Genomic DNA, 18,437 nt, shown 5'->3' on the forward strand with positions numbered 1-18,437 from the left:
AAGCTACGTCTTGCAGGGCGTTGGAGCTGGTGGACACAGTTTCCAAACCCTGCGGCCTCCCTTGGGAGGCTTTCTATGACACGCTCCCAACTTACAAGCATTCGTGACTATTGATCGCCTATTGCAGCCCTCGGTTAACGGACTTACTGAAGATCAACTTGAGATCGCCAGGAGTCTTGAAGATTTGGGGCTACTCCGTGAAATTGAGGAACGAGAATATGTCAAATGCGTCTCGCCAGATGATCAGGATTACTTCGAAGTAAAGGAACGCGGGTGTGAAGAAGAGATATACCTCTTAGAAGAAGCAGGCGTGAACGTAACCTGCCCCGGCTGTGGTCGGAATATTGAATTATTTAAAAAGACCCCCAAGTCTCGTCTAATCACACATCGTAACGACGATGGTATCTATTCACATATTCGTGACGTAATCAAGCAGGAACTTGGTGGCAGAGCCTCAAAAATAAGTAACGGACTTCGGTTCTTAGATACGCGATTGAAACCAGCGTTCAGTGTCAGTCATGGTGCAGATCGAACCCGCGTTCTGATCCAGTTTGAGTACGTGAGCTCAGAAATACTTGATTCGATACAAGTATTTGACCAGCCATTAGTTATTGTTCTCGTTGGTAATGCAGTTCCTCAGGCGAACCAATATGAGCAGAGAGGACTCACAAGTATAGCGGCTTCTGAAATAATTGAAGCCGGGGATAGTAGCACTGATATAGAACAATTGTTTTGTTCTGCCCGGGAATCAAATATTCCTGCCAATCAACTGGCCCAGAAAGGGATTGAGCTCTACAGAGACCATCGGTCGAGATACACTTGGCGTGAATTCGAACACACCGTGCAACACTGTTTTTCAGCATCTTTCGAGACATCTCGACTACTCGGCGGTGAAGAAAGCGGAGAGCAAGTTCCTGAAGGAGTCTTATCGCTTGATTATGAAGATAGCTCACATGCGTATATCTGGGACGCAAAATATGTTCAGGAGCCAGATGAGAGTCGAAGTTTGAGTGGCGAATATGAAAACATGGCAAAGCATCTGGTCAATTTCCGCCGTGAATCGAATGTAAAGGACATCTATGATGATCTTGCAGGGTATATCATCGTCTCTCCGAGCGTTTCAGAGAGTTCAATAGTTCGGCTCGCAGAGCGAATACAGCGGCGACTAACAGAAAATGATGATGACTGGAATGGCGCCGTAACACACTTGCAGTTTGATGCGCTAATCCACATATTCCAAGCTGTACAGTCAAATCGAGATGAGGTACAAGAGAAGCCAAAGGAATTCCGTAAGCACGTTCATAGGCTATTTACAAGGGGGAACTACCATGACCCCGATCCAGACACTTACAGAGAATCTGACCAGCGAGTATTTGACGTTTCTATAGAGGATGTAGATAGGGTATTCTGGGAATTCATCGCTCCGCAAGAACCAGAATCAGATCGCGTCAATATCGAAGGGTATCTCGCAAATATCCGGAGCTTAGACTTCTAATTTACTTCCACAATCGCTACGTATTAGGTAGCGTCATGTTAGATGAGGATATGGTGACCGAGTTTCAGCTTCTTATTTCTCTTCTCGGCGGCGTAATTGGTGGATTCGGAACGAAATTCCTCTGGAATTACTACCGAAGGCCGGTTCTTGATATACGTGGAGTGAACATTCGAAAAGCAACAAATAGGGAGGGCGACATAACCAATGCTCAGTATTCTGTAGAGATATATAACCGCGGCAAGAGTGCGGCCAGTAATTGTCGCGCTCGTCTCCATCTTGAAGGAAGATTCGATCGGACAATAGACACAGCCGAGATTGAGGCACTTGGTGATCAGGAGCATGTTGCTGATGGTTACGAAGCAAGCTATAATCTACCCTGGCGAGAAGGAAGAAATTCAGAAAGCGTGACTATCAATAGAGGGGAAACAATCGAAATTGAGCTTGTCACCGTTGACGCAGGTCAGGACGGGCCAGATTCATACATCGACCTTGTATTCCCACAAGATCCGTCAAGGGCGGATGATACGGGAGCAATCCAGAAGCAAAAGTGGGGAATTGATCAAGGAGATAGTCCAGTAGTAGAGATGGTAAACCGGATTAGTAGAGAAGATTTCGAACAGATCCCTTGGCAAACAATGGTCGTGGAATTTTCAGGGGAGAGAACCTCGATGATCAGACGACAGCTCCAAATCACATGGGAGCAGAGCGTTATCCCCAATATTAATCTGAACTAAGAATTCCTTCTTCGACTACATCCGACCCCATGAGTCCAAATCATATATTGTTAAAATCAAAATTGTATTTGTTTGAGGGAATGGGAATAAAGTATCACATTCTGCCTTTCTCTACGAAACTGAACAGGTGGTATGGTAGGGATAGTGCCCCCTCAGTGTGTCAAGAATCACTTATTTGTATGAGATCAATGAAGTCGAAGCAGCTAGAGAGGCCTATGTTTACGGTTCAACAATCCATTCTACTCCACCAGGATACGAATAAATGACCGATGTTTCCTCACATCGGGACTGTATCTCTGCGATAGCTGCCCTACCACGCTTTTGATGTACTGATGTTGTGTTAACATTCCCGCAGCAGAGGAGGTCAAATGGGGAACAAATCATGAGGTATGCACTTTGGTACGTATTCACGCCAGCAAGATCCTCAAGTTCAGCAATATCGTTAGCAAGACCAAGCTTTTCTAAATTCACGGCATTTTGTAACTCATTCCTTGGAGTGTCAGCAACCACCTCTGGAGAGATCGTCAACGGCACTATCGGATCCTGTGGTCGCTTCAATTCGATTAGTGCGTCAATTGCCTCATCCTCTATCCGGATCTTACCGTTGATCAACCGAGGTGGGCGATCTATCGGCTGATTCAATACAGCGATATCTACAATATTCGCTAAATCGCCTTTGAACGCCTGTGAGATACGTACTTCCGTATGCACTCGTGACATAGGGGAATTCCCGTACGAGTTCTGAAGTCGTTCGAAGTTTTCTCTAATACGTTCATGATATGTCTCCTCTACGTAGTTCCGATTATGGCTCAACCGAATCGGATTATCCGCCCAGTATGGATCCCACTTTGCCTTCAAATTATTTTCCGCCCTAAGCTCATTCCGTAACGCCTCATAAACCCTAGCCTGAATGTCATTCTCGTTAAAGAATTCGAATGGCCTTTCACTGAATTCAAGCGACACCTCCTCTAAGACATCATCTACATTCATATCCTAACTACCGATCATATTATCACATTACTATTAACATCTTGTCTGCGCTCGTCGGTGTGTTCGTCCAAAAAGCGCGCAAATCGGGTTACTTCTATTGGGAAGCGAGGATAACGGCGAGCAGCCGAGAGAGATTCCGAAACATAGGGCACATCTCGGTGGAAATCTCTGCGCCGTCTGTCGGTTTAAGTGTGAATCCAGATTTCTTTCATAAATAGTTTTGTGAGTCGGTGATAATTACTGGTTCGAGTGCGTGTTCGTCCAAAAAGCGAGCAAATCAGTTTACTTCATCTGGGTAGCGCGGATGGTTCCCTTCAATCGAGGGGAGTTCCGCTACATAGGGCGCATTGTTTGATGTATCCCTGCGCAGTCTATCGGTTTGAGTCTGAACCGGGTTTTCTTCTATAAAAAAATTCGTAAGTCGGTAATAGTTACTGGTTCGAGTGCCGAGGCCATCTTCTCCGAAGGTCCGACGGTGGAGGAGACCGTCGAGTCCGGGCGGCTTGACCGAGTTTATTGTGAGTCGAAGTAGCGACCGCGAACCCGCTGGCCGCGGACGTAGTGGCTGACGTACGCCCGCGCGTACGTCAGGAACAGTGACAGGTATCCCTCGTCGCGCTCGCGCCGGGCGGAGGTCGCGACCTCGGTCTCCGGGTCGTAGACGACCTCGCCGCGGTCCTTCAGCCGCAAGGAGAGTTCGGTGTCCTCCATGAACGGGAGCGTCTCGTCGAAGCCGCCGTGGGCCTCGAACGCGTCGCGGCGGTAACTGCAGTTGAACGTCGGCTGTTGGACGAACCCGACGGGCCACGAGACGCGGTACCAGTAGTCCGAGAGGAGTTTGAACAGGGTGCGGTGCCGGAGGGTGTCCTCAAGCGGGCGCGCCGGGCCGCCGACGCCGACGACGTTCGAGTTGTCGTAGTGTCGCCGGTGCGTGCGGACCCACGCGGGGGGAACGACCGTGTCGGCGTCGGTAAAGAGGACGACTTCGCCGGAGGCGGCGTCGACGCCGAGGTTGCGCGCGGCACCGGGACCGCGCCCGTCGTCGCGGACAACGATATCGCAGGCGGGGTGGTCGCGAGCCACCTCCTCGGTGTGGTCCGAACCGGCGGCGACGACGACCACCTCTGCGGGCTGACCATCGAGCGCCGAGAGACATCGCTGGAGGTTCGCGGGTTCTTCGTATGCGGGGACGACAACTGATAGTGTTGTCATTGCTACATTAAAAATAACAATCTATTGAAGGTTTTTCGGATTGCCGCGAGCGCGGCGGCAGCGGTCGGGCGGCGCACGTAGAGAGCGAACCACTTTTGAGTCGATTCGTGAAACGGACCCCATGCAGCGACTCGAGGAGTCCCTACACGAAGCGCCCATCATCGACAAGGACGGCTACTCTTATCTCGTCCACCCCATCAGTAACGGCGTGCCGATGCTCGACCCCCAACTCCTGCGCGAGGTCGTCGTCGGCATCACCCGCGCCGCCGACCTCGACGTGGACAAAATCGTCGCGCCCGAGGCGATGGGCATCCACATCGCCACCGCGCTGTCCCTCCAGACGGACATCCCGCTCGTCGTCATCCGCAAGCGCGAGTACGGCCTCGACGGTGAGGTCGCGCTCCATCAGACGACCGGTTACTCCGAGTCGGAGATGTTCATCAACGACATCGAAGACGGCGACCGCGTGCTCGTCGTGGACGACCTACTTTCAACCGGCGGGACGCTCGCGGCCATCTGCGGCGCGCTCGACGACATCGGCGCGGACATCTCGGACATCGTCGTCGCCATCCGGAAGGTCGGCGAGACCGCCCTCGACGACACCGACTACGAGGCGACGAGCCTCATCGACATCAGCGTGGACGAGGACGGCGTCGAGATTCACTGAGCGGAGCCAGTTGCAGTCGGTACAGTCGGTACAGTCGGTGCGGTGTCAGTTCCCCCACTCGCCCGCCAAGTGTGCACGTCCGTGCCTAATACCACGTATCAGGTGCAGTGAAATACGCTCGAACGCGAAACTATTATTGAACGGGGGTCGCTCGTGGCGAGTACAGATGGCAGACGACAGCGGTGAACTCGGCCTCGAATACGAAATCGACGACCGGCCGCCATTGCTGGAGTCGATTCTCCTCGGAATACAGCACGTCTCGGTGATGATCGTCCCGGCGACCGCCGTGGCGTTCATCGTCGCGGGCGAAGTCGGCCTCGGCGTCGCCGACACGGCCTACGTGGTCCAGATGGTGCTCCTGTTTTCGGGGCTCGCGACCGTGGTACAGGCGTACGCCGTCGGGCCGGTCGGCTCGCGGCTCCCCATCGTGATGGGGACGAGTTTCACCTTCGTCGGCGCGGCGACGACCATCGGCGTCGATTACGGCTTGAGCGCGGTGTTCGGCGCGATTCTCGTCACCGGCTTCCTCGTCGAGGGGGTTATCGGCTGGCAGTTCGACCGAATCAAACCCTTCTTCCCGCCGCTGGTGACGGGGCTCGTCGTCGTCATCATCGGGCTCTACCTCGTCCCGGTCGGCATGGACTACGCCGCCGGCGGGGTCGGAGCCGCCGACTACGGCGCGGCGCACAACATCGGCCTCGCGGCGCTCGTCCTCGGCGTCGCCATCGCGCTCAACCTCTTCACTGACGGCATCACGCGACTCCTGAGCACGCTCGTCGGTATCGCCGTCGGCTACGCCGTCGCCGTCCCGCTCGGCGTGGTGGACTTCGCGCCCATCGGCGACGCGGCGTGGTTCGCGATTCCCCGCCCCGGCGCGTTCGGCGTCACGTTCGAACCCGTCCCCATCATCACCTTCGCGTTCCTCTTTCTCGTCTCCGCGATGGAGACGGTCGGCGACATGTCCGGCATCACCGCCGCCGAGGGGCGCAACCCGACCGACGAGGAGTTCCGCGGCGGCCTGTTCACCGACGGCTTCATGAGTTCTATCGCGTCGGTGTTCGGCGCGTTCCCGGTCACCTCGTTCTCGCAGAACGTGGGAATCGTCAACTTCACCGGCGTGATGAGTCGGTACGTCGTCGGCATCGCGGGCGTCGTCCTCGCCGTCCTCGGCCTCAGCCCGAAGGTCGGCGCGGCCGTCGCGACCATCCCGAGCGCCGTCTTCGGCGGCGCGGTCCTGCTCATGGCCGGCATGGTCGCCGCCAGCGGCGTCCGACTCGTCTTCCTCCACACGAACCTCGATCGCCGCAACATGGTCGTCGTCGCCGCCTCGCTCGGACTCGGCCTCGGCGTCGCCACGCGACCCGACGCGCTTTCGGGGCTCCCGCAGGCCGCCGCGACGTTCTTCAGTCAGCCCGTCATCGTGACCGCGCTGACGGCGCTCGTGCTCAACACGCTCGCGCCGGGCGACCAGAGCCCGCTTTTCGACGCGGCCGACGAGTCGGTCGCCGCGGACGGCCACGTGTCAACCGACGACTGACACGAACCGAGTCAGTCGTAACTGGTTCCGGGTTCAGTAGTCGGTTTATATTTCGTGTCTCGCGACTTTCGGGAAACCGTCCGGATTACCAACGAATTCATTTCTACTCGCCGCATTACATCTTCACGAGATGAGCGAGCAGCGGGTCACATTCAACGGGGATACGCGGGTGCTGTACCGGCAGGCAGTCAGAACGCCGCTGCCGGACGAGGACGCCGAACGGCTGTTCCACGAGAACATGATGAACATCGCGGACGCCCAAGAGCGGAAGGCGGACATGCTCGCCGACCCCAATATCTCCCTGCTCGAAGCCTACGAGACGCAACTCGAAGGCATTGCGAAGAGCTACAAGCGGCGCTGTCGCCACATCGCCGGCGACGATTACGAGGAGATTGCGATGGCGTACAACCGCGGCGAGCGCGACGACCGCGTCGGCGCACTCACGGCCTACTACTTCGAGGGGCTCTGGCGGATGCAACAGCGAATCACCGTCACCGACATGCTGTTTTTCCCCATCATCCTGCGGTATCCCGACTGCTTCACGGTCAACATCCGATTCGCCAGCGGCCACACGACGACGGAGTCCGTCCTCTACGAGTCGCCGGAACACTCCACGGAGGAACTCGACAACAAGTACGCCGAGCGCTACTACAACGAGAGCCTCTACTCGCAGAAGGAGGCTGCCGAGTACATCAGGGACACCGCGGAGATAATCCGCGAGGAGTTCCCCAGCCCCGACGAGTCGACGTTCGAGGAGCGACAGTACGGCGGTATCACCTCCGCCGGCGGCCGGAAGGGTCCGGTGTTCTCGTCGATGCTCAAGCGAGTCGAACCGGACCCGAACCGGTTTTCTGAACCGGTCGAGGAGCCGACGCTCGTCGAGGAAGGCGAGGAGGCGCGGCGAACCGAACGGGAGCTACTCCCCGAGGGCGCAATCGTCCTCTGAAACGGTCGCCGCCGAGTCGCCGCCGTCAGTCCACCGTCCCACGAACGACGGTATAAGTATCTCTCCGCCGAAGACGGGGTATGGACGGTCATGCGCGCGGGTCGCACCGCGAGACGCCCCGGGACGTGGTCAGGTTCTATCTGCTCGACCACCGGACCGCGATCGGCAAGGCCATCGACATCGCGCTCCTCGGGCTCAACCTCCTGTTCGTCGGGGTGTTCGTCGCCGAGACCTACCCGATTTCGGCGTCGGTCCAGTCGATGCTCTGGTCCGTCGAGGTCGCCGTCTCTCTCGTTTTTCTCGCCGAGTACCTCCTCCGTCTCTACGGCGCGCGGGACCGGACTGCCGAACTGTTCAACGTCTACTCGTTCATCGACCTGCTGGCTATCTTGCCGACGCTGGCGGTGCTCGTGTTTCCCGTCTCGTCGCTCGCCGCCAACATCGGCTTCCTGCGGGCGATTCGAGTAGTCCGTGTCCTCCGGTTCTACCGGTTCACGCGCGACGAGGAGTTCTTCTTCGGCACCGTCTCCGTCGGCACGCTCCGCGTGGTGAAACTGCTGTTGACGGTGCTCACCATCTTCTTCGTCGCCGCGGGGATGTTCTACTCGTTCGAACACCGGGTGAACCCCGAAATCGGGACGTTCGGCGACGCGTTCTACTTCGTCGTCGTCGCGCTCTCGACGGTCGGATTCGGCGACATCGTCCCGGTGACCGAGGCGGGGCGGTGGGTCACGGTCGCCGCCATCCTCGCGGGCATCATCCTCATCCCGTGGCAGGCGAGCAAAATCGTCAAGGAGTGGGGCCACCGCGACAAGGTCTCCGTCACCTGCCAGAACTGCGGGCTGGCCTACCACGACGCCGACGCCTCCCACTGCAAGTCCTGCGGCCACGTCATCTATCAGGAGTACGACTCGCGGGAGTGAGTGAGTACGACTCGCGGGAGAACGAACGTGGCTGCGACGCGGTCACAACCGCGGGTCGAACCGCGCCGCTGTTCGAACATGAATATTTATTATAGATTAGTCAGTACTGCCGGGTACAACAATGTCGGTCGTACGCGTACGTCGCTAACTCTTCTCGTCGCCGCATAGCCGTCCGACCGACCCGAACCATCAAAATCGTGAGCACAAACGCCACCCCGACCTACGAACCGACCCTGCGAACAGACCGCGACGCGACCGCCGAGGGCGAGACTCGCCCCAACGCCGACCCCACCGACCCCGCGTCGGGCGTCGCCCGGTGTCAGCGCCAGTTCGAATCGACGCGAACCGAGCGCATCCACAACCTCGTCGACCGCGAGAACCGGTCGATGCCCCGGATGAACCGGGAATCGGCGTCCGACTGAACTCGTCGACGACCCGCGCGTTATTACATAGCCCGCGTTCGGTTGCGGAGACACGTCGCTTGAAGTGAGTGGCCGACCGACGGGAGAGCGATGCGATTGGCACGGATTCGAACCGACGACGGAGTGGTGTCGGGTCGGTACGACGACGGTATCGTGGTGGCCGACGGCGAGGAGTACGAAATCGGCGTCGACGCCGAGTTGCTCGCCCCCTGCGAGCCGACCGCGCTCTACTGCGTGGGCCGGAACTACGCGGCGACGGTCGACCAGATGAACTACGATATTCCCGACCAGCCGGACTGGTTCATCAAGCCGCCGGTGTCGGTGCTCGACCCCGGTGCGGACATCGAGTACCCCGACTGGACCGACGAACTGACCTACGCCGGCGAACTGGCCGCCGTCATCGACCGCGAGTGCTCTGACGTGGCCGAGGAAGACGTGTCGGACGTGGTCCGCGGCTACACGATTCTCAACGACCTCGATGCGCTCGACCAGCCCGGCCGAACGGCTCGAAAAGCGTTCGACGGCTCCGGGCCGCTCGGCCCGTGGATAGAGACCAACGTAGAGCCCGCGAACATCGACATGACGACCCACGTCGGCGGCGAACTCCGGCAGGAAGCCAACACCGAGCTCATGCTCTTTTCGCCCGCGGAGGTCGTCTCGTTCCTCTCGGAGCGCTACACCTTCCAGCCGGGCGACGTGATTTCGTTCGGTAGCCCGGCGAACCCCGGGCTGGTCGAACCCGGTGATGACGTGGAGATCTGGTACGAGGGCGTCGGAACGCTGACGAACCGCGTCGTCGACGGCAAGTAAGGACGCGCGGGGAGACGACGAGGTGCGAGCGAACGACCGACGGTCGTCAGGTCGCCCGACTCAGTTCAGCGCCTCAACCTCGTCGGCGAGGTCACCTGGCTCGTCCACAGGACCGTTGACGAACAGGCCGTGCGCCATCACGACGGCCGCGAGGGCGCTGAAGCCGACGAGCGTCGTCTGCGGCTCCATCGAGGTGAGTCGGCCGGCGACGACGCCGGCGACGAGGCTCCCGAGGATGCCGAGGAGGACGAGGTCATAGTACTGCCACGTGTAGCCCATGGAAAGGCGTTCGAGAGCCAGCGCCGAAGGCGTGGCGCTCGATTCCGCCGACGGAGGCGGTGAAACGAACAGCGGCGCGTCGGTGTCGCGGGAAGGACGGTCACGGAACGGCTATACGTCGCCAGACACTCGAACCCCTATGGAGTATCAGACTGCGCTCGACCGAGCGCTCAACGTCCTACCGGAACGGAACGTCGAACAGGAACGCCTCAAAGTGCCGGACCCGTCCGGCGAGACCGACGGCGCGTTCACCCGCCTCACCAACCTCGGGGAAATCGCGGACGCGCTCTCGCGGACGCCCGCGCACCTCCACAGCGCCATCCAGCGCACCCTCGGGACCAGCGGTCAGCTGGAAGGCGACCGCGCCCGCTACAGCGGATCGTTCTCCATCAACGACTTCGAGGAGGCCATCGACGGCTACGTCGAGGAGTACGTCATCTGCTCGGAGTGTGGCCTGCCGGACACCCGCCTCGTCACCGAGGACGGCGTCGACATGCTTCGCTGTGAGGCCTGTGGTGCGTTCCGCCCGGTCCAGAAGCGCTCCAGCGTGAGCAACAAGCGCCAGCGCGAGGCCGTCGAAGAGGGTCGCACCTACGAGGTCGAAATCACCGGGACCGGCCGCAAGGGCGACGGCGTCGCCCAGCGCGGGAAGTACACCATCTTCGTGCCCGGCGCGCAGGAAGGACAGACCGTCCGCGTCTACATCAAGAACACGAGCGGGTCGCTCGCGTTCGCGCGACTCGCCTGAGCCGGACGCACGCGTCGCACCGACGCGGCGGAACACGAGTCGCTCGGCGACCGATTTCCGCGCACAGTCTCATATTCTCTCGCCGCGGTCGCTTCTTTCGCGGGCCGAGTCACCGGCGTCGGTGACGCCCGCGAGACGCAGTTATTCGTCTTCGTCGGCCTCGCCGTCACCGCCGTCACCGCCGCACCGACCGCGGAGGCCGAACAGCGCGACGAGGAGGAACACCGCTCCCTCGACGCGCGCCGCCGTCACCACCCACGGTTTCACCGTCATCTCGCCGCCGTCCTCGTAGGCGAGGCGCGTCATCACCGCGACCAGTTTGTCCGGGAAGAGCAGTTCCACCAGACCGAACGCCGCCAACAGGGCTCGGAGCATGTCCGAATATCGGTGCGGAATCGGTGAAAAGGCGACGCTCGTTCCTACGACGCGGGAGCGACCGTTGTTCGCGGGGCGTCGCGGGCGTCGTGGGCGTCACGGTCGCCGCGACCGTCGCGGCCGACCGAGCCACAAGTCGTATCAGGCCGCCTCGAATCGGTCACGTCATGCGATTCGAGGAGCTACAGCGGCTGTACGACGGCGCGGACTACTATTGGGGGACGGAACCGAACGAACTCGCGACCCGGACTGCGGACGCCGTCTCGCCGGAGACGCACCCCGAAGTCGTCGACCTCGGGGCGGGTGAGGGGCGCGACGCGGTCCGGTTCGCGGAGCGCGGCCACGACGTGACGGCGGTCGATATCTCGCCGAACGGTCTCGACAAGGCCGAACGACTCGCCGAAGAGCGGGGCGTCGAACTCACGACCCGGTGCGCCGACGTGAACGACCTCGCGTTCGAGTCGCGCTGGGACGTGGTCTACTCCATCGGGACACTCCAGTACGTCCGCCCGGAGAACCGCGAGTCGCAGTTCCGACGGTTCCGCGAGGCGACGCGCCCCGGCGGCGTTCACGCGGTGTGGGCCTTCGTCGACCACCCGGAGGTCGCGCCGGCACCCGATTGGGGTGAAAACGAACACCTCTACGACCCCGGCGAACTGGCAGGCTACTACGACGGTTGGGAAGTCCGCCACAGCGACGAGTATGTCTTTGACGACGACTCCGCGGGCGAATCGCACCGGCACGCCTGTGAGGAGTTGATTCTGCAGAAGCCGGAGTGAGTTCAGGGGACGACTGGTTTCGACTCGGCCGGTTCGGTCACCGCCTCAGGGCGTTCATTCGCCCGACTCGAACCCCGCGACGAACGCGTCGGTCGCGTCCCGCCACGCGGCCGCGAGGTCGTCCGAAAGCGGGTCGGCGTCCCACGGCTCGACCGCGTCGTGGTCGTCCAGCCACGACACTACCCCGCGGACGCCTTCTTCGAACTCGACCGTGTAGCGGAATCCGAGGTCGGCCTTCGCCCGGCTGTTGTCGAAGACGGTGCTGTACCGGAAGTGGTCTCGGAGCATCCGCGTCCGGTCGGGCGCGACCGCGCGAAGCACCTCGGTCGGGACGTGAACGAGGTCGGGGGCAGGCGCGTCGAGCGCGGCCGCGACGCGCTCGTGGTACTGGTTCCACGTCATCGTCTCCTCGCTCGTGACGTTGTAGGCGCGGCCGCCGACGCCCGGGCGCTCGACCGCGCCGACGAACGCCCGCGCCACGTCGTCGCGGTGGCACGGCCCCCACAGCGAGGTGCCGTCCCCGTGGACGACGATTGGCTTCCCCTCGCGGATTCGGTCGATGTACGACGAGTCCGTGCCGAGCGTGTGGACGAGCGTTCCGCCCTCGCCGTAGGTGTTCCACGGGCGGAGGACGACCACTTCGAACTCGTCGGGGTCGTGCGCGTCGAAAAACGCGTCTTCGGCGGCGATTTTCCCGGCCGCGTAGTCGCTGACCGGCGGGTTCCGCGGGCTCGATTCGGTGACGGGATTCTTCGGCGGTGGTCGGTAGTACACGTCGATGGTGCTGCAGAAGACGTAGCGGTCGGCGACGGGCCGGCAGATTTCGACCGCCTCACGGGCGGTCTCGGCGTCGAAACACGCCATGTCGACGACGACCTCGGGGCTCGCGTCCCGAATCGCGCCGCGAAGCACCGAGGGGTCACCGCGGTCACCGGTGACCCGCTCGACGCCTGTTGGGAGGTCGTCGTCGGTCTCGCCCCGCTGGAGGCTGGTCACGTCGTGGTCCGCGGCGAGGAGTCGCCGAACGATTCCCGTGCCGAGCAGTCCGGTGCCGCCGATGACGAACACGTCCATGCGTCGTGAGGCGCTGCGAGCGATGATAAACCCCCGACAGCGGAGCGACAACACTCATCCTGTCCTAAAACCAATAATTGAATATGAAGGTGTATCTCACGGACGGAACCAGCTTCGAGTGCGGCGGTTACAAGGCGCTCGACTCTGGCGGAGTCGTCCTCACCGCCGACAAGAAGCGCAAACAGGTCATCGGGTACGTACCGCGGGAGTCGCTGGTGTACGTCCTCCCCGACGACGTGGCACCGGGCGATTCGCTCGCCGAGGAAGACGGCGGAGACGACGCGGGCGACGTATCCGAAGGCGACGAGGCCGAAGGCGACGAAGACGGAGACGAACACGAGACTGGCGAGAGCGGGACCGACGACCGCGACGACGACACTGACCCGGCCACCGCCGAAGCCGAGGTCGACCCGGACGTTGCGGGCGTAACCACCGTCGCCGACGGGGAGACCGAACACACCCACGAAAACCTCGCGGCGCGCATCGACGAGGTTGAAGGCCGAGTAGACGGCCTCGACGGTCGCGTGGATGCGATGACCGAACAGTTGGCGACAGTCGTCTCGGCGGGCGGCGTCGGTGCCGAGGCGGAACGACACCCCGAGGACCCGCGGAACATCCGCGGCATCGGCGAGGCGTACGCGACCCGGCTCCGAGCGGCGGGCATCGACACCGTGTCGGCGCTCCGCGAAGCGTCCGACGAGGAACTCGCCGCCGCCGCGGACGTGTCGGCGCAGCGGGTCACCGACTGGAAACGGCGAGCCGAGCGGTACGCCGAGCAACAGGCCGCGGACGGTGATACCGAACCGGAGAGCGACGCGGACACCGAAAACGAGACCGACACCGACGACGCGACCGGTGACGGGTAGTCGTGCGCATCGTCGTCGCCTCTGTTGTGGACCTGGGAACGGACTCCCGCGCAGCGGCCGTTCTGCGCACCGCATCTCGTAGTTCCCATCACGCGGGAACTGGCGAAGAGGGTGATACTGTCCCCGCCCAACTCCCAGTTGATGTACGACACAATCCTCGTGCCGATAGACGGGAGCGACTCGATGCAGCCGGTCGTCGAAGATGCCGCGGAACTCGCCGCAGAGCGCGACGCCGCCGTCTCCCTGCTCTACGTCGTCGACGAACGCGCCTTCCTGACGCTCGCCGACGAGCGCGTCGACGAGGTGTACGAGGAACTCAGGTCACAAGGCGAAGCCGCGCTCGCTGAGGCCGCCGAGACGATGGCCGAGTACGGCGTCGACGCCGCCACCGAACTCCGTCGCGGCGACCCGGCCGAGGAGATTCTCGCGTTCGCCGAGGAGATAGACGCGGCGCTCATCTCGATGGGTACCCACGCGCGCTTCGAGGACAACATCCTCGGAAGCGTCTCGCGGTCGGTCGTCGTCCAGTCGAAGATACCCGTCCTCGCCACCCCCATCGAGCGGCGATAACCCGCCCGCGCCGGGCGAGCGAACACGTCACAACACCGAAACGGGGTCCGAGGTCCTGTGTCTCGCGTATTTTTCCGATTCTCGCGGCGTTCACGGAGCCATCCCGCCGATTCAGAGCCGAAGCAGCAACAGGAGGACGCCGAAGAACGTCGATGCGGCGCTGATGAGGAGCAGACCGCCGCTGATGACGAGCGTCCCGCCGTCGAACGTCGGCGTGGCCCCGCCGGCGGCGACGTTCATCACCGACATGCCCGCCGAGAGGTCGGCGACGGGGGCGAGAACGGCGATACAGAACGTCACGAGGCCGGCGACGACGAGGGCGTACGGCGTGAACGGCGGTGTCCGCCGGGTCGGGTGGCGGCGGACCGGATAGCTGCGAGACATACAGCACGTACGTCACCACCCTAATTTGGTACGTGTCGGCTACTCACCGGAGACGGACGTTAGACCCGTCCTACCGCCGCGACACCGGGATTATCGGCGAGGCGATCGCACCGTCGGATAGCCCCCGTCGGGCGAACGTTTTTCGACCTAGGTCGAGCCTAACACCGAGCGGATGCACCGCAAAGTCGTGCTTGTGGGCGCGTTCGGGTTCGAAAAGGGCTTTTCCCCCGTGCGACGGGAAAAACAGAAACGGACCCCAACAGACGCACATCGGCGGTCGGCGTGGGGTGGGTGACGGGTGGCCTCGGTCCGGTCACCGAACTCCGGGTCCTACTGTTCGTCCGCCTCGAAGTCGAGCGCGACCGAGTTGATACAGAATCGCTTGCCGGTCGGCTCCGGGCCGTCGTCGAAGACGTGGCCGAGGTGGCCGCCGCAGGTCGAACAGACGACCTCGGTGCGGTCCATCCCGTGGCTCAGGTCGCGCCGAAGCTCGATGTTCGAGTCCTCGGCGGCGTAGAAGCTCGGCCACCCGCAGTTCGAGTCGTACTTCGTCTCCGAGTCGAACAGCTCGGTCCCACAGCCGGCACAGCGGTAGACGCCGTCGTCGCTCCGGTCGACGTGTTCGCCGGAGAACCGCGGCTCGGTCCCCTGTTCGCGGAGGACGCGGTAGGCGTCCTCCGAGAGTCGCTCGCGCCACTCGGACTCGGAGAGGCTGAAGTCGCTGTCACTCATGCGTCCAGAGAGGGTTCGGACGCCCAAAGGCTCGTCGGCTACTCGCGTCGGAGGTCGGCCGGCTACCCGCGTCGGAGGAACTCCGGCAGCCGTATCCGAGAGAAGTCGTCGCCGCCGCCGTCGAGGACGGACGCTCGGCCGACGGCTTTGGGAATGCCCTGTTTGTCCGTCGGCTTCTGCATCGTCACGTCGGCGCGCCCCGCCGTAGAGGGCGATGTCTCCTCGTCGACGAGCGCCTCCCAGACGTCCTGTTTCGAGTCGTACTCCGACTCGTTGCGGGCGACCCGCTGTTTCCCCTCCTCGAAGGCGAGTTGGAGGACGCTCCGGCCGTAGGCGGTCCCGGCCTGCCGGCGGATGCGCTCGAACTCGCCGCGGTTCGGGTGGCCGAGCGCGCTGGAGACGCCGAGGGCGTACATCCGGCGGATGGCCTCCTCGTCCGAAATCGTCCGCCAGTCCGTTCCGAAGACCCGTTCGTACATTGTTGTGGTCACCTCAGAGGTCGACCTTCGAGCGGGGGTCGACGACTAGTCCGTTGTCGGTGAACTCGAGCGACCGGATGTCGCAGTCGATGTTCGTCCCGCGCATCTTGATGACCTGAATGCCGCGCGTCATGCCCGTCGCCTCCAGATAGTTGTGGAAGAACACCACGCCGTGGGCGAGGAAGTGCTCGTCGGAGTACGACGAGGGGTCGGTCATCTCGGAGATGAGAAGCGTCGTGGCGTCGCCCTGCTTGAGCGCCGTCAGAAACCGCGTCATCTCCTCGGAGCCGTTGGCGAAAAACAGCCGGAGCAACATCGTCGAGTCGATAACGAGGCGGTCGACCTGCCGGGAGTTGACGAACGCGACGATTTTGTCGGTGAGGCTCTGGACGCTCGACGACCCCCCGCTCTGGGAGAACTTGTTGAGAATGTGTTTCCCCTTCGGGCTCACGAGGTTGATGAATCGAAAGCCCTCGGAGCTGGCGAGCGTCTCGAAGCCGAAGTCGAAACTCGACATGTCGTTTATCAGCTCGTCTTCGGTCTCGTGCATGGTGATGTACATGCACTTCTCGCCGTTACGAAGCCCCTCGGCCATGAACTGCGACGTGAACGTCGTCTTCCCGCTGCCCGGCGGCCCGCTCAGTACGTACAGTCGGCGCGGGAGGAAACCCCCCTGGATGAGTTCGTCGAACCCGCTTACCCCACTCGGAATCCGCATGGTCGGACACTCGCCCGTCTTATTATAATCGTTCCGGGACTAGTATCGAAATTGAGACTTCGAGACGGCACCGAGCGCCTGACTCGTCACTCGGGGAACAGTTCGACCTCAGATTCGATACTGTCGATAGTCGCCACGTCGCCCGCGTCGAGTTCCAGCGAGACGGCGTCGAGATTCGCCCGGAGGTGACGCTCGCTCGACGCCTTCGGGATGGGACACAGCCCCTTCGCGGCCAGCCACGCGAGGCTCACCGCTTCGGGCGTCGCGTCGTGTTTCTCCGCGACTGCGACGACCTCGTCCACGTCGCGGACGCGGCCTCCCGAAAGCGGCGAGTACGCGACCACGTCGTAGCCGTGTTCCTCGGCGTGGTCGAGGAGTTCGGGGCGCTGGAACAGCGGGTGGTACTCCGTCTGGTGAGCGACGAGCGGCGCGTCGAGCAGGTCGAGCGCCTCGTCCAACTCGGCGACGGTGAAGTTGCTCACGCCGACCCCGCGGGCGAGGCCGTCGTCGACGAGTTCGTCGAAGGCCGCAAGCGTCGCCTCGGGGTCGTAGGTGTCGATGGGGCGGTGGACGTACAGGAGGTCGACGGAGTCCACGCCGAGCTTTTCGAGGCTCTCGCGGGTCGTCCGGCGCACGTCGGCGGGCGCGAGGCTGTCCGCCCAGACCTTGGTGGCGAGCGTCACGTCCTCGCGGGGGACGTCGGCGGCCGCGAGCGCGTCGCCGACGACCGCCTCGTTCCCGTAAATCTGTGCGGTGTCGACGTGTCGGTAGCCCAACTCCAGCGCCGTCGTCACGGCGGCGGCCTCGTCGGGCGTGTCGAGGCCCATCGTCCCGAGACCGACTCGGGGGAGGGAGTGGGTCATCGAGACGACGCACCGCCCTCGCGGCCGCCGTCGGCCGCGGGGCCAGACGCGGCGGACGCGTCGCCGACGACGGGGACGCCGTCGAGTTCGAGCAGATCGTCGAGGCCGGCGATTTCGTGGGTCGGGTCGGGCGTCGGCGTGTGGTCGGCGCGGTGGCCGCGGCGGATGAACGCCGAGTCGACGCCCGCGGCCTCGGCGGCGGCGATGTCGCTGTCGCTGTCGCCGACGAACAGCGGCGAGTCGACGCCGAGGTCGGCCATGGCGCGTTCGAGGTAGTAGGGTTCGGGCTTCTTGCGGTGGAGGCTCGTCATCGAGGGCTCGCGGCCGTAGGCGGTACCGAACAGGTCCGCGGCGTCGAGGTGGTCGACGACGAAGTCGATGGTGGCCTGCTGGTTGCTGGAGACGATGCCCATCGGGGCGTCGATGCGGCGGAGCGCGTCGAAGTCGTCGTAGGGGACTTTCCGGCCGTCGGCGATGGCCCGCTGTTGGGCGGCCGACTGGCGTTCGTCGCGGACGCGGAACAGCGTCTCGGGGTCGAGGTCGTAGGGCTCGGCGGCGGCGCGCACGTCCTCGGGAGAGACGTGGATGACCACCTGCTCGACGTGGTCCGGGTCGGGGTCGGCGACGCCGAGTTCGGCGAAGGCGTCCCACGTCGCGTCGCGGAGGGGCGAGAGTTCGACGAGCGTGGTCAACACGCCGTCGTGGTCGAAGATGACCGAGTCGTACATACCCGGACTCCGGCGGCGCGACGTGAATCATTTTCGCCTCCGGCCGCGGCCGCGAGCACGAACACGGTCCCCAATCCCGCCGCGTTGCGAGTCTTTTAGCGCCTCG

23 protein-coding genes are annotated in these 18,437 nt (G+C 62.4%); 12 read left to right on the forward strand and 11 right to left on the reverse strand.

The features are described from left to right. Nucleotides 1-103: 103 nt before the first annotated feature. Both AM590_RS20310 and AM590_RS20315 read left to right on the forward strand, forming a co-directional pair. Nucleotides 104-1,495 (forward strand): hypothetical protein, encoded by a 1,392-nt coding sequence (locus AM590_RS20310; protein WP_157575411.1) that lies wholly within the window; start codon nucleotides 104-106, stop codon nucleotides 1,493-1,495. 35 nt (nucleotides 1,496-1,530) lie between these two features. After that, nucleotides 1,531-2,229, forward strand: a complete 699-nt coding sequence (locus AM590_RS20315; protein WP_157575412.1) for a hypothetical protein — start codon at nucleotides 1,531-1,533, stop codon at nucleotides 2,227-2,229. Nucleotides 2,230-2,448: 219 nt separating this feature from the next. Here the strand turns inward: AM590_RS20315 and AM590_RS20320 are convergent, their stop codons facing one another. Further along, nucleotides 2,449-3,219, reverse strand: a complete 771-nt coding sequence (locus AM590_RS20320; RefSeq protein WP_157575413.1) for a hypothetical protein — start codon at nucleotides 3,217-3,219, stop codon at nucleotides 2,449-2,451. Nucleotides 3,220-3,732: 513 nt separating this feature from the next. Continuing rightward, nucleotides 3,733-4,431, reverse strand: coding sequence for a glycosyltransferase family 2 protein (locus AM590_RS02255; RefSeq protein ID WP_058826027.1), 699 nt, complete (start codon nucleotides 4,429-4,431; stop codon nucleotides 3,733-3,735). Nucleotides 4,432-4,552: 121 nt separating this feature from the next. Here AM590_RS02255 and hpt point away from each other — a divergent pair, with 121 nt between their 5' ends. The 6 genes from hpt to AM590_RS02285 all read left to right on the forward strand — a co-directional run bounded on the left by hpt (nucleotide 4,553) and on the right by AM590_RS02285 (nucleotide 9,736). Beyond that, nucleotides 4,553-5,098, forward strand: a complete 546-nt coding sequence (hpt, locus tag AM590_RS02260) for a hypoxanthine/guanine phosphoribosyltransferase (protein ID WP_058826028.1) — start codon at nucleotides 4,553-4,555, stop codon at nucleotides 5,096-5,098. Nucleotides 5,099-5,264: 166 nt separating this feature from the next. Continuing rightward, nucleotides 5,265-6,635 carry a uracil-xanthine permease family protein gene (locus tag AM590_RS02265; RefSeq protein ID WP_058826029.1) on the forward strand — a complete coding sequence of 457 codons (1,371 nt, stop codon included), beginning with the start codon at nucleotides 5,265-5,267 and terminating at the stop codon, nucleotides 6,633-6,635. 130 nt (nucleotides 6,636-6,765) lie between these two features. After that, on the forward strand, nucleotides 6,766-7,581 hold the full coding sequence (locus AM590_RS02270) for a hypothetical protein (RefSeq protein WP_058826030.1): 816 nt from the start codon (nucleotides 6,766-6,768) through the stop codon (nucleotides 7,579-7,581). Between the two features lie 80 nt (nucleotides 7,582-7,661). Continuing rightward, nucleotides 7,662-8,504 carry an ion transporter gene (locus tag AM590_RS02275; RefSeq protein WP_058826031.1) on the forward strand — a complete coding sequence of 281 codons (843 nt, stop codon included), beginning with the start codon at nucleotides 7,662-7,664 and terminating at the stop codon, nucleotides 8,502-8,504. A 197-nt stretch (nucleotides 8,505-8,701) separates the two neighbouring features. Beyond that, a complete protein-coding gene (locus AM590_RS02280; protein ID WP_058826032.1) occupies nucleotides 8,702-8,926 on the forward strand; it encodes a hypothetical protein in 225 nt (74 codons plus the stop codon). A gap of 90 nt (nucleotides 8,927-9,016) precedes the next feature. After that, nucleotides 9,017-9,736 carry a fumarylacetoacetate hydrolase family protein gene (locus AM590_RS02285; protein WP_058826033.1) on the forward strand — a complete coding sequence of 240 codons (720 nt, stop codon included), beginning with the start codon at nucleotides 9,017-9,019 and terminating at the stop codon, nucleotides 9,734-9,736. A 60-nt stretch (nucleotides 9,737-9,796) separates the two neighbouring features. On the opposite strand, the gene AM590_RS02290 is transcribed toward AM590_RS02285, so the two are convergent. After that, nucleotides 9,797-10,015, reverse strand: a complete 219-nt coding sequence (locus AM590_RS02290) for a hypothetical protein (protein ID WP_058826034.1) — start codon at nucleotides 10,013-10,015, stop codon at nucleotides 9,797-9,799. Nucleotides 10,016-10,154: 139 nt separating this feature from the next. Between AM590_RS02290 and AM590_RS02295 the strand changes: the two genes are divergently transcribed. After that, on the forward strand, nucleotides 10,155-10,763 hold the full coding sequence (locus AM590_RS02295; protein ID WP_004975572.1) for a translation initiation factor IF-2 subunit beta: 609 nt from the start codon (nucleotides 10,155-10,157) through the stop codon (nucleotides 10,761-10,763). 141 nt (nucleotides 10,764-10,904) lie between these two features. Here the strand turns inward: AM590_RS02295 and AM590_RS02300 are convergent, their stop codons facing one another. After that, nucleotides 10,905-11,138, reverse strand: coding sequence for a hypothetical protein (locus AM590_RS02300; protein ID WP_058826035.1), 234 nt, complete (start codon nucleotides 11,136-11,138; stop codon nucleotides 10,905-10,907). A 167-nt stretch (nucleotides 11,139-11,305) separates the two neighbouring features. On the opposite strand from AM590_RS02300, the gene AM590_RS02305 reads away from it, so the two are divergent. Further along, entirely contained in the window at nucleotides 11,306-11,917 is a 612-nt protein-coding gene (locus AM590_RS02305) for a cyclopropane-fatty-acyl-phospholipid synthase family protein (RefSeq protein WP_058826121.1), read from the forward strand. 54 nt (nucleotides 11,918-11,971) lie between these two features. Here the strand turns inward: AM590_RS02305 and AM590_RS02310 are convergent, their stop codons facing one another. Continuing rightward, a complete protein-coding gene (locus tag AM590_RS02310; protein WP_058826036.1) occupies nucleotides 11,972-12,991 on the reverse strand; it encodes an NAD-dependent epimerase/dehydratase family protein in 1,020 nt (339 codons plus the stop codon). 83 nt (nucleotides 12,992-13,074) lie between these two features. Here AM590_RS02310 and AM590_RS02315 point away from each other — a divergent pair, with 83 nt between their 5' ends. Together AM590_RS02315 and AM590_RS02320 are read left to right on the forward strand one after the other, a co-directional pair. Further along, nucleotides 13,075-13,857, forward strand: coding sequence for a helix-hairpin-helix domain-containing protein (locus tag AM590_RS02315; protein WP_058826037.1), 783 nt, complete (start codon nucleotides 13,075-13,077; stop codon nucleotides 13,855-13,857). A gap of 141 nt (nucleotides 13,858-13,998) precedes the next feature. Further along, a complete protein-coding gene (locus AM590_RS02320; protein ID WP_004975577.1) occupies nucleotides 13,999-14,427 on the forward strand; it encodes a universal stress protein in 429 nt (142 codons plus the stop codon). A 111-nt stretch (nucleotides 14,428-14,538) separates the two neighbouring features. Here AM590_RS02320 and AM590_RS02325 read toward each other — a convergent pair whose 3' ends face one another. The 6 genes from AM590_RS02325 to AM590_RS02350 all read right to left on the reverse strand — a co-directional run bounded on the left by AM590_RS02325 (nucleotide 14,539) and on the right by AM590_RS02350 (nucleotide 18,331). After that, nucleotides 14,539-14,811: a hypothetical protein gene (locus AM590_RS02325; RefSeq protein ID WP_058826038.1), complete on the reverse strand. Its 273-nt coding sequence runs from the start codon at nucleotides 14,809-14,811 to the stop codon at nucleotides 14,539-14,541. A gap of 330 nt (nucleotides 14,812-15,141) precedes the next feature. Then, on the reverse strand, nucleotides 15,142-15,543 hold the full coding sequence (msrB, locus tag AM590_RS02330; protein WP_058826039.1) for a peptide-methionine (R)-S-oxide reductase MsrB: 402 nt from the start codon (nucleotides 15,541-15,543) through the stop codon (nucleotides 15,142-15,144). Nucleotides 15,544-15,605: 62 nt separating this feature from the next. After that, complete coding sequence (locus tag AM590_RS02335) at nucleotides 15,606-16,022, reverse strand: hypothetical protein (protein ID WP_004975580.1); 417 nt, start codon at nucleotides 16,020-16,022, stop codon at nucleotides 15,606-15,608. Nucleotides 16,023-16,035: 13 nt separating this feature from the next. Further along, nucleotides 16,036-16,740 carry an ATPase domain-containing protein gene (locus tag AM590_RS02340; RefSeq protein WP_058826040.1) on the reverse strand — a complete coding sequence of 235 codons (705 nt, stop codon included), beginning with the start codon at nucleotides 16,738-16,740 and terminating at the stop codon, nucleotides 16,036-16,038. A gap of 86 nt (nucleotides 16,741-16,826) precedes the next feature. Beyond that, entirely contained in the window at nucleotides 16,827-17,603 is a 777-nt protein-coding gene (locus AM590_RS02345) for an aldo/keto reductase (RefSeq protein WP_058826041.1), read from the reverse strand. Beyond that, complete coding sequence (locus AM590_RS02350) at nucleotides 17,600-18,331, reverse strand: HAD family hydrolase (RefSeq protein ID WP_058826042.1); 732 nt, start codon at nucleotides 18,329-18,331, stop codon at nucleotides 17,600-17,602. The genes AM590_RS02345 and AM590_RS02350 overlap by 4 nt, the downstream gene beginning before the upstream one ends. Nucleotides 18,332-18,437 lie beyond the last annotated feature (106 nt).

This window comes from Haloferax sp. Q22, from assembly GCF_001482285.1.
Lineage (GTDB): Archaea > Halobacteriota > Halobacteria > Halobacteriales > Haloferacaceae > Haloferax.

Coding starts and splice junctions, on each gene's coding strand:
- AM590_RS20315 (WP_157575412.1), top strand. CDS start 1,531: ATGTTAGATGAGGATATGGTGACCGAGTTTCAGCTTCTTATTTCTCTT.
- AM590_RS20320 (WP_157575413.1), bottom strand. CDS start 3,219: ATGAATGTAGATGATGTCTTAGAGGAGGTGTCGCTTGAATTCAGTGAA.
- AM590_RS02255 (WP_058826027.1), bottom strand. CDS start 4,431: ATGACAACACTATCAGTTGTCGTCCCCGCATACGAAGAACCCGCGAAC.
- hpt (WP_058826028.1), top strand. CDS start 4,553: ATGCAGCGACTCGAGGAGTCCCTACACGAAGCGCCCATCATCGACAAG.
- AM590_RS02265 (WP_058826029.1), top strand. CDS start 5,265: ATGGCAGACGACAGCGGTGAACTCGGCCTCGAATACGAAATCGACGAC.
- AM590_RS02270 (WP_058826030.1), top strand. CDS start 6,766: ATGAGCGAGCAGCGGGTCACATTCAACGGGGATACGCGGGTGCTGTAC.
- AM590_RS02275 (WP_058826031.1), top strand. CDS start 7,662: ATGGACGGTCATGCGCGCGGGTCGCACCGCGAGACGCCCCGGGACGTG.
- AM590_RS02285 (WP_058826033.1), top strand. CDS start 9,017: ATGCGATTGGCACGGATTCGAACCGACGACGGAGTGGTGTCGGGTCGG.
- AM590_RS02290 (WP_058826034.1), bottom strand. CDS start 10,015: ATGGGCTACACGTGGCAGTACTATGACCTCGTCCTCCTCGGCATCCTC.
- AM590_RS02295 (WP_004975572.1), top strand. CDS start 10,155: ATGGAGTATCAGACTGCGCTCGACCGAGCGCTCAACGTCCTACCGGAA.
- AM590_RS02300 (WP_058826035.1), bottom strand. CDS start 11,138: ATGCTCCGAGCCCTGTTGGCGGCGTTCGGTCTGGTGGAACTGCTCTTC.
- AM590_RS02305 (WP_058826121.1), top strand. CDS start 11,306: ATGCGATTCGAGGAGCTACAGCGGCTGTACGACGGCGCGGACTACTAT.
- AM590_RS02310 (WP_058826036.1), bottom strand. CDS start 12,991: ATGGACGTGTTCGTCATCGGCGGCACCGGACTGCTCGGCACGGGAATC.
- AM590_RS02315 (WP_058826037.1), top strand. CDS start 13,075: ATGAAGGTGTATCTCACGGACGGAACCAGCTTCGAGTGCGGCGGTTAC.
- AM590_RS02320 (WP_004975577.1), top strand. CDS start 13,999: ATGTACGACACAATCCTCGTGCCGATAGACGGGAGCGACTCGATGCAG.
- AM590_RS02325 (WP_058826038.1), bottom strand. CDS start 14,811: ATGTCTCGCAGCTATCCGGTCCGCCGCCACCCGACCCGGCGGACACCG.
- msrB (WP_058826039.1), bottom strand. CDS start 15,543: ATGAGTGACAGCGACTTCAGCCTCTCCGAGTCCGAGTGGCGCGAGCGA.
- AM590_RS02335 (WP_004975580.1), bottom strand. CDS start 16,022: ATGTACGAACGGGTCTTCGGAACGGACTGGCGGACGATTTCGGACGAG.
- AM590_RS02340 (WP_058826040.1), bottom strand. CDS start 16,740: ATGCGGATTCCGAGTGGGGTAAGCGGGTTCGACGAACTCATCCAGGGG.
- AM590_RS02345 (WP_058826041.1), bottom strand. CDS start 17,603: ATGACCCACTCCCTCCCCCGAGTCGGTCTCGGGACGATGGGCCTCGAC.
- AM590_RS02350 (WP_058826042.1), bottom strand. CDS start 18,331: ATGTACGACTCGGTCATCTTCGACCACGACGGCGTGTTGACCACGCTC.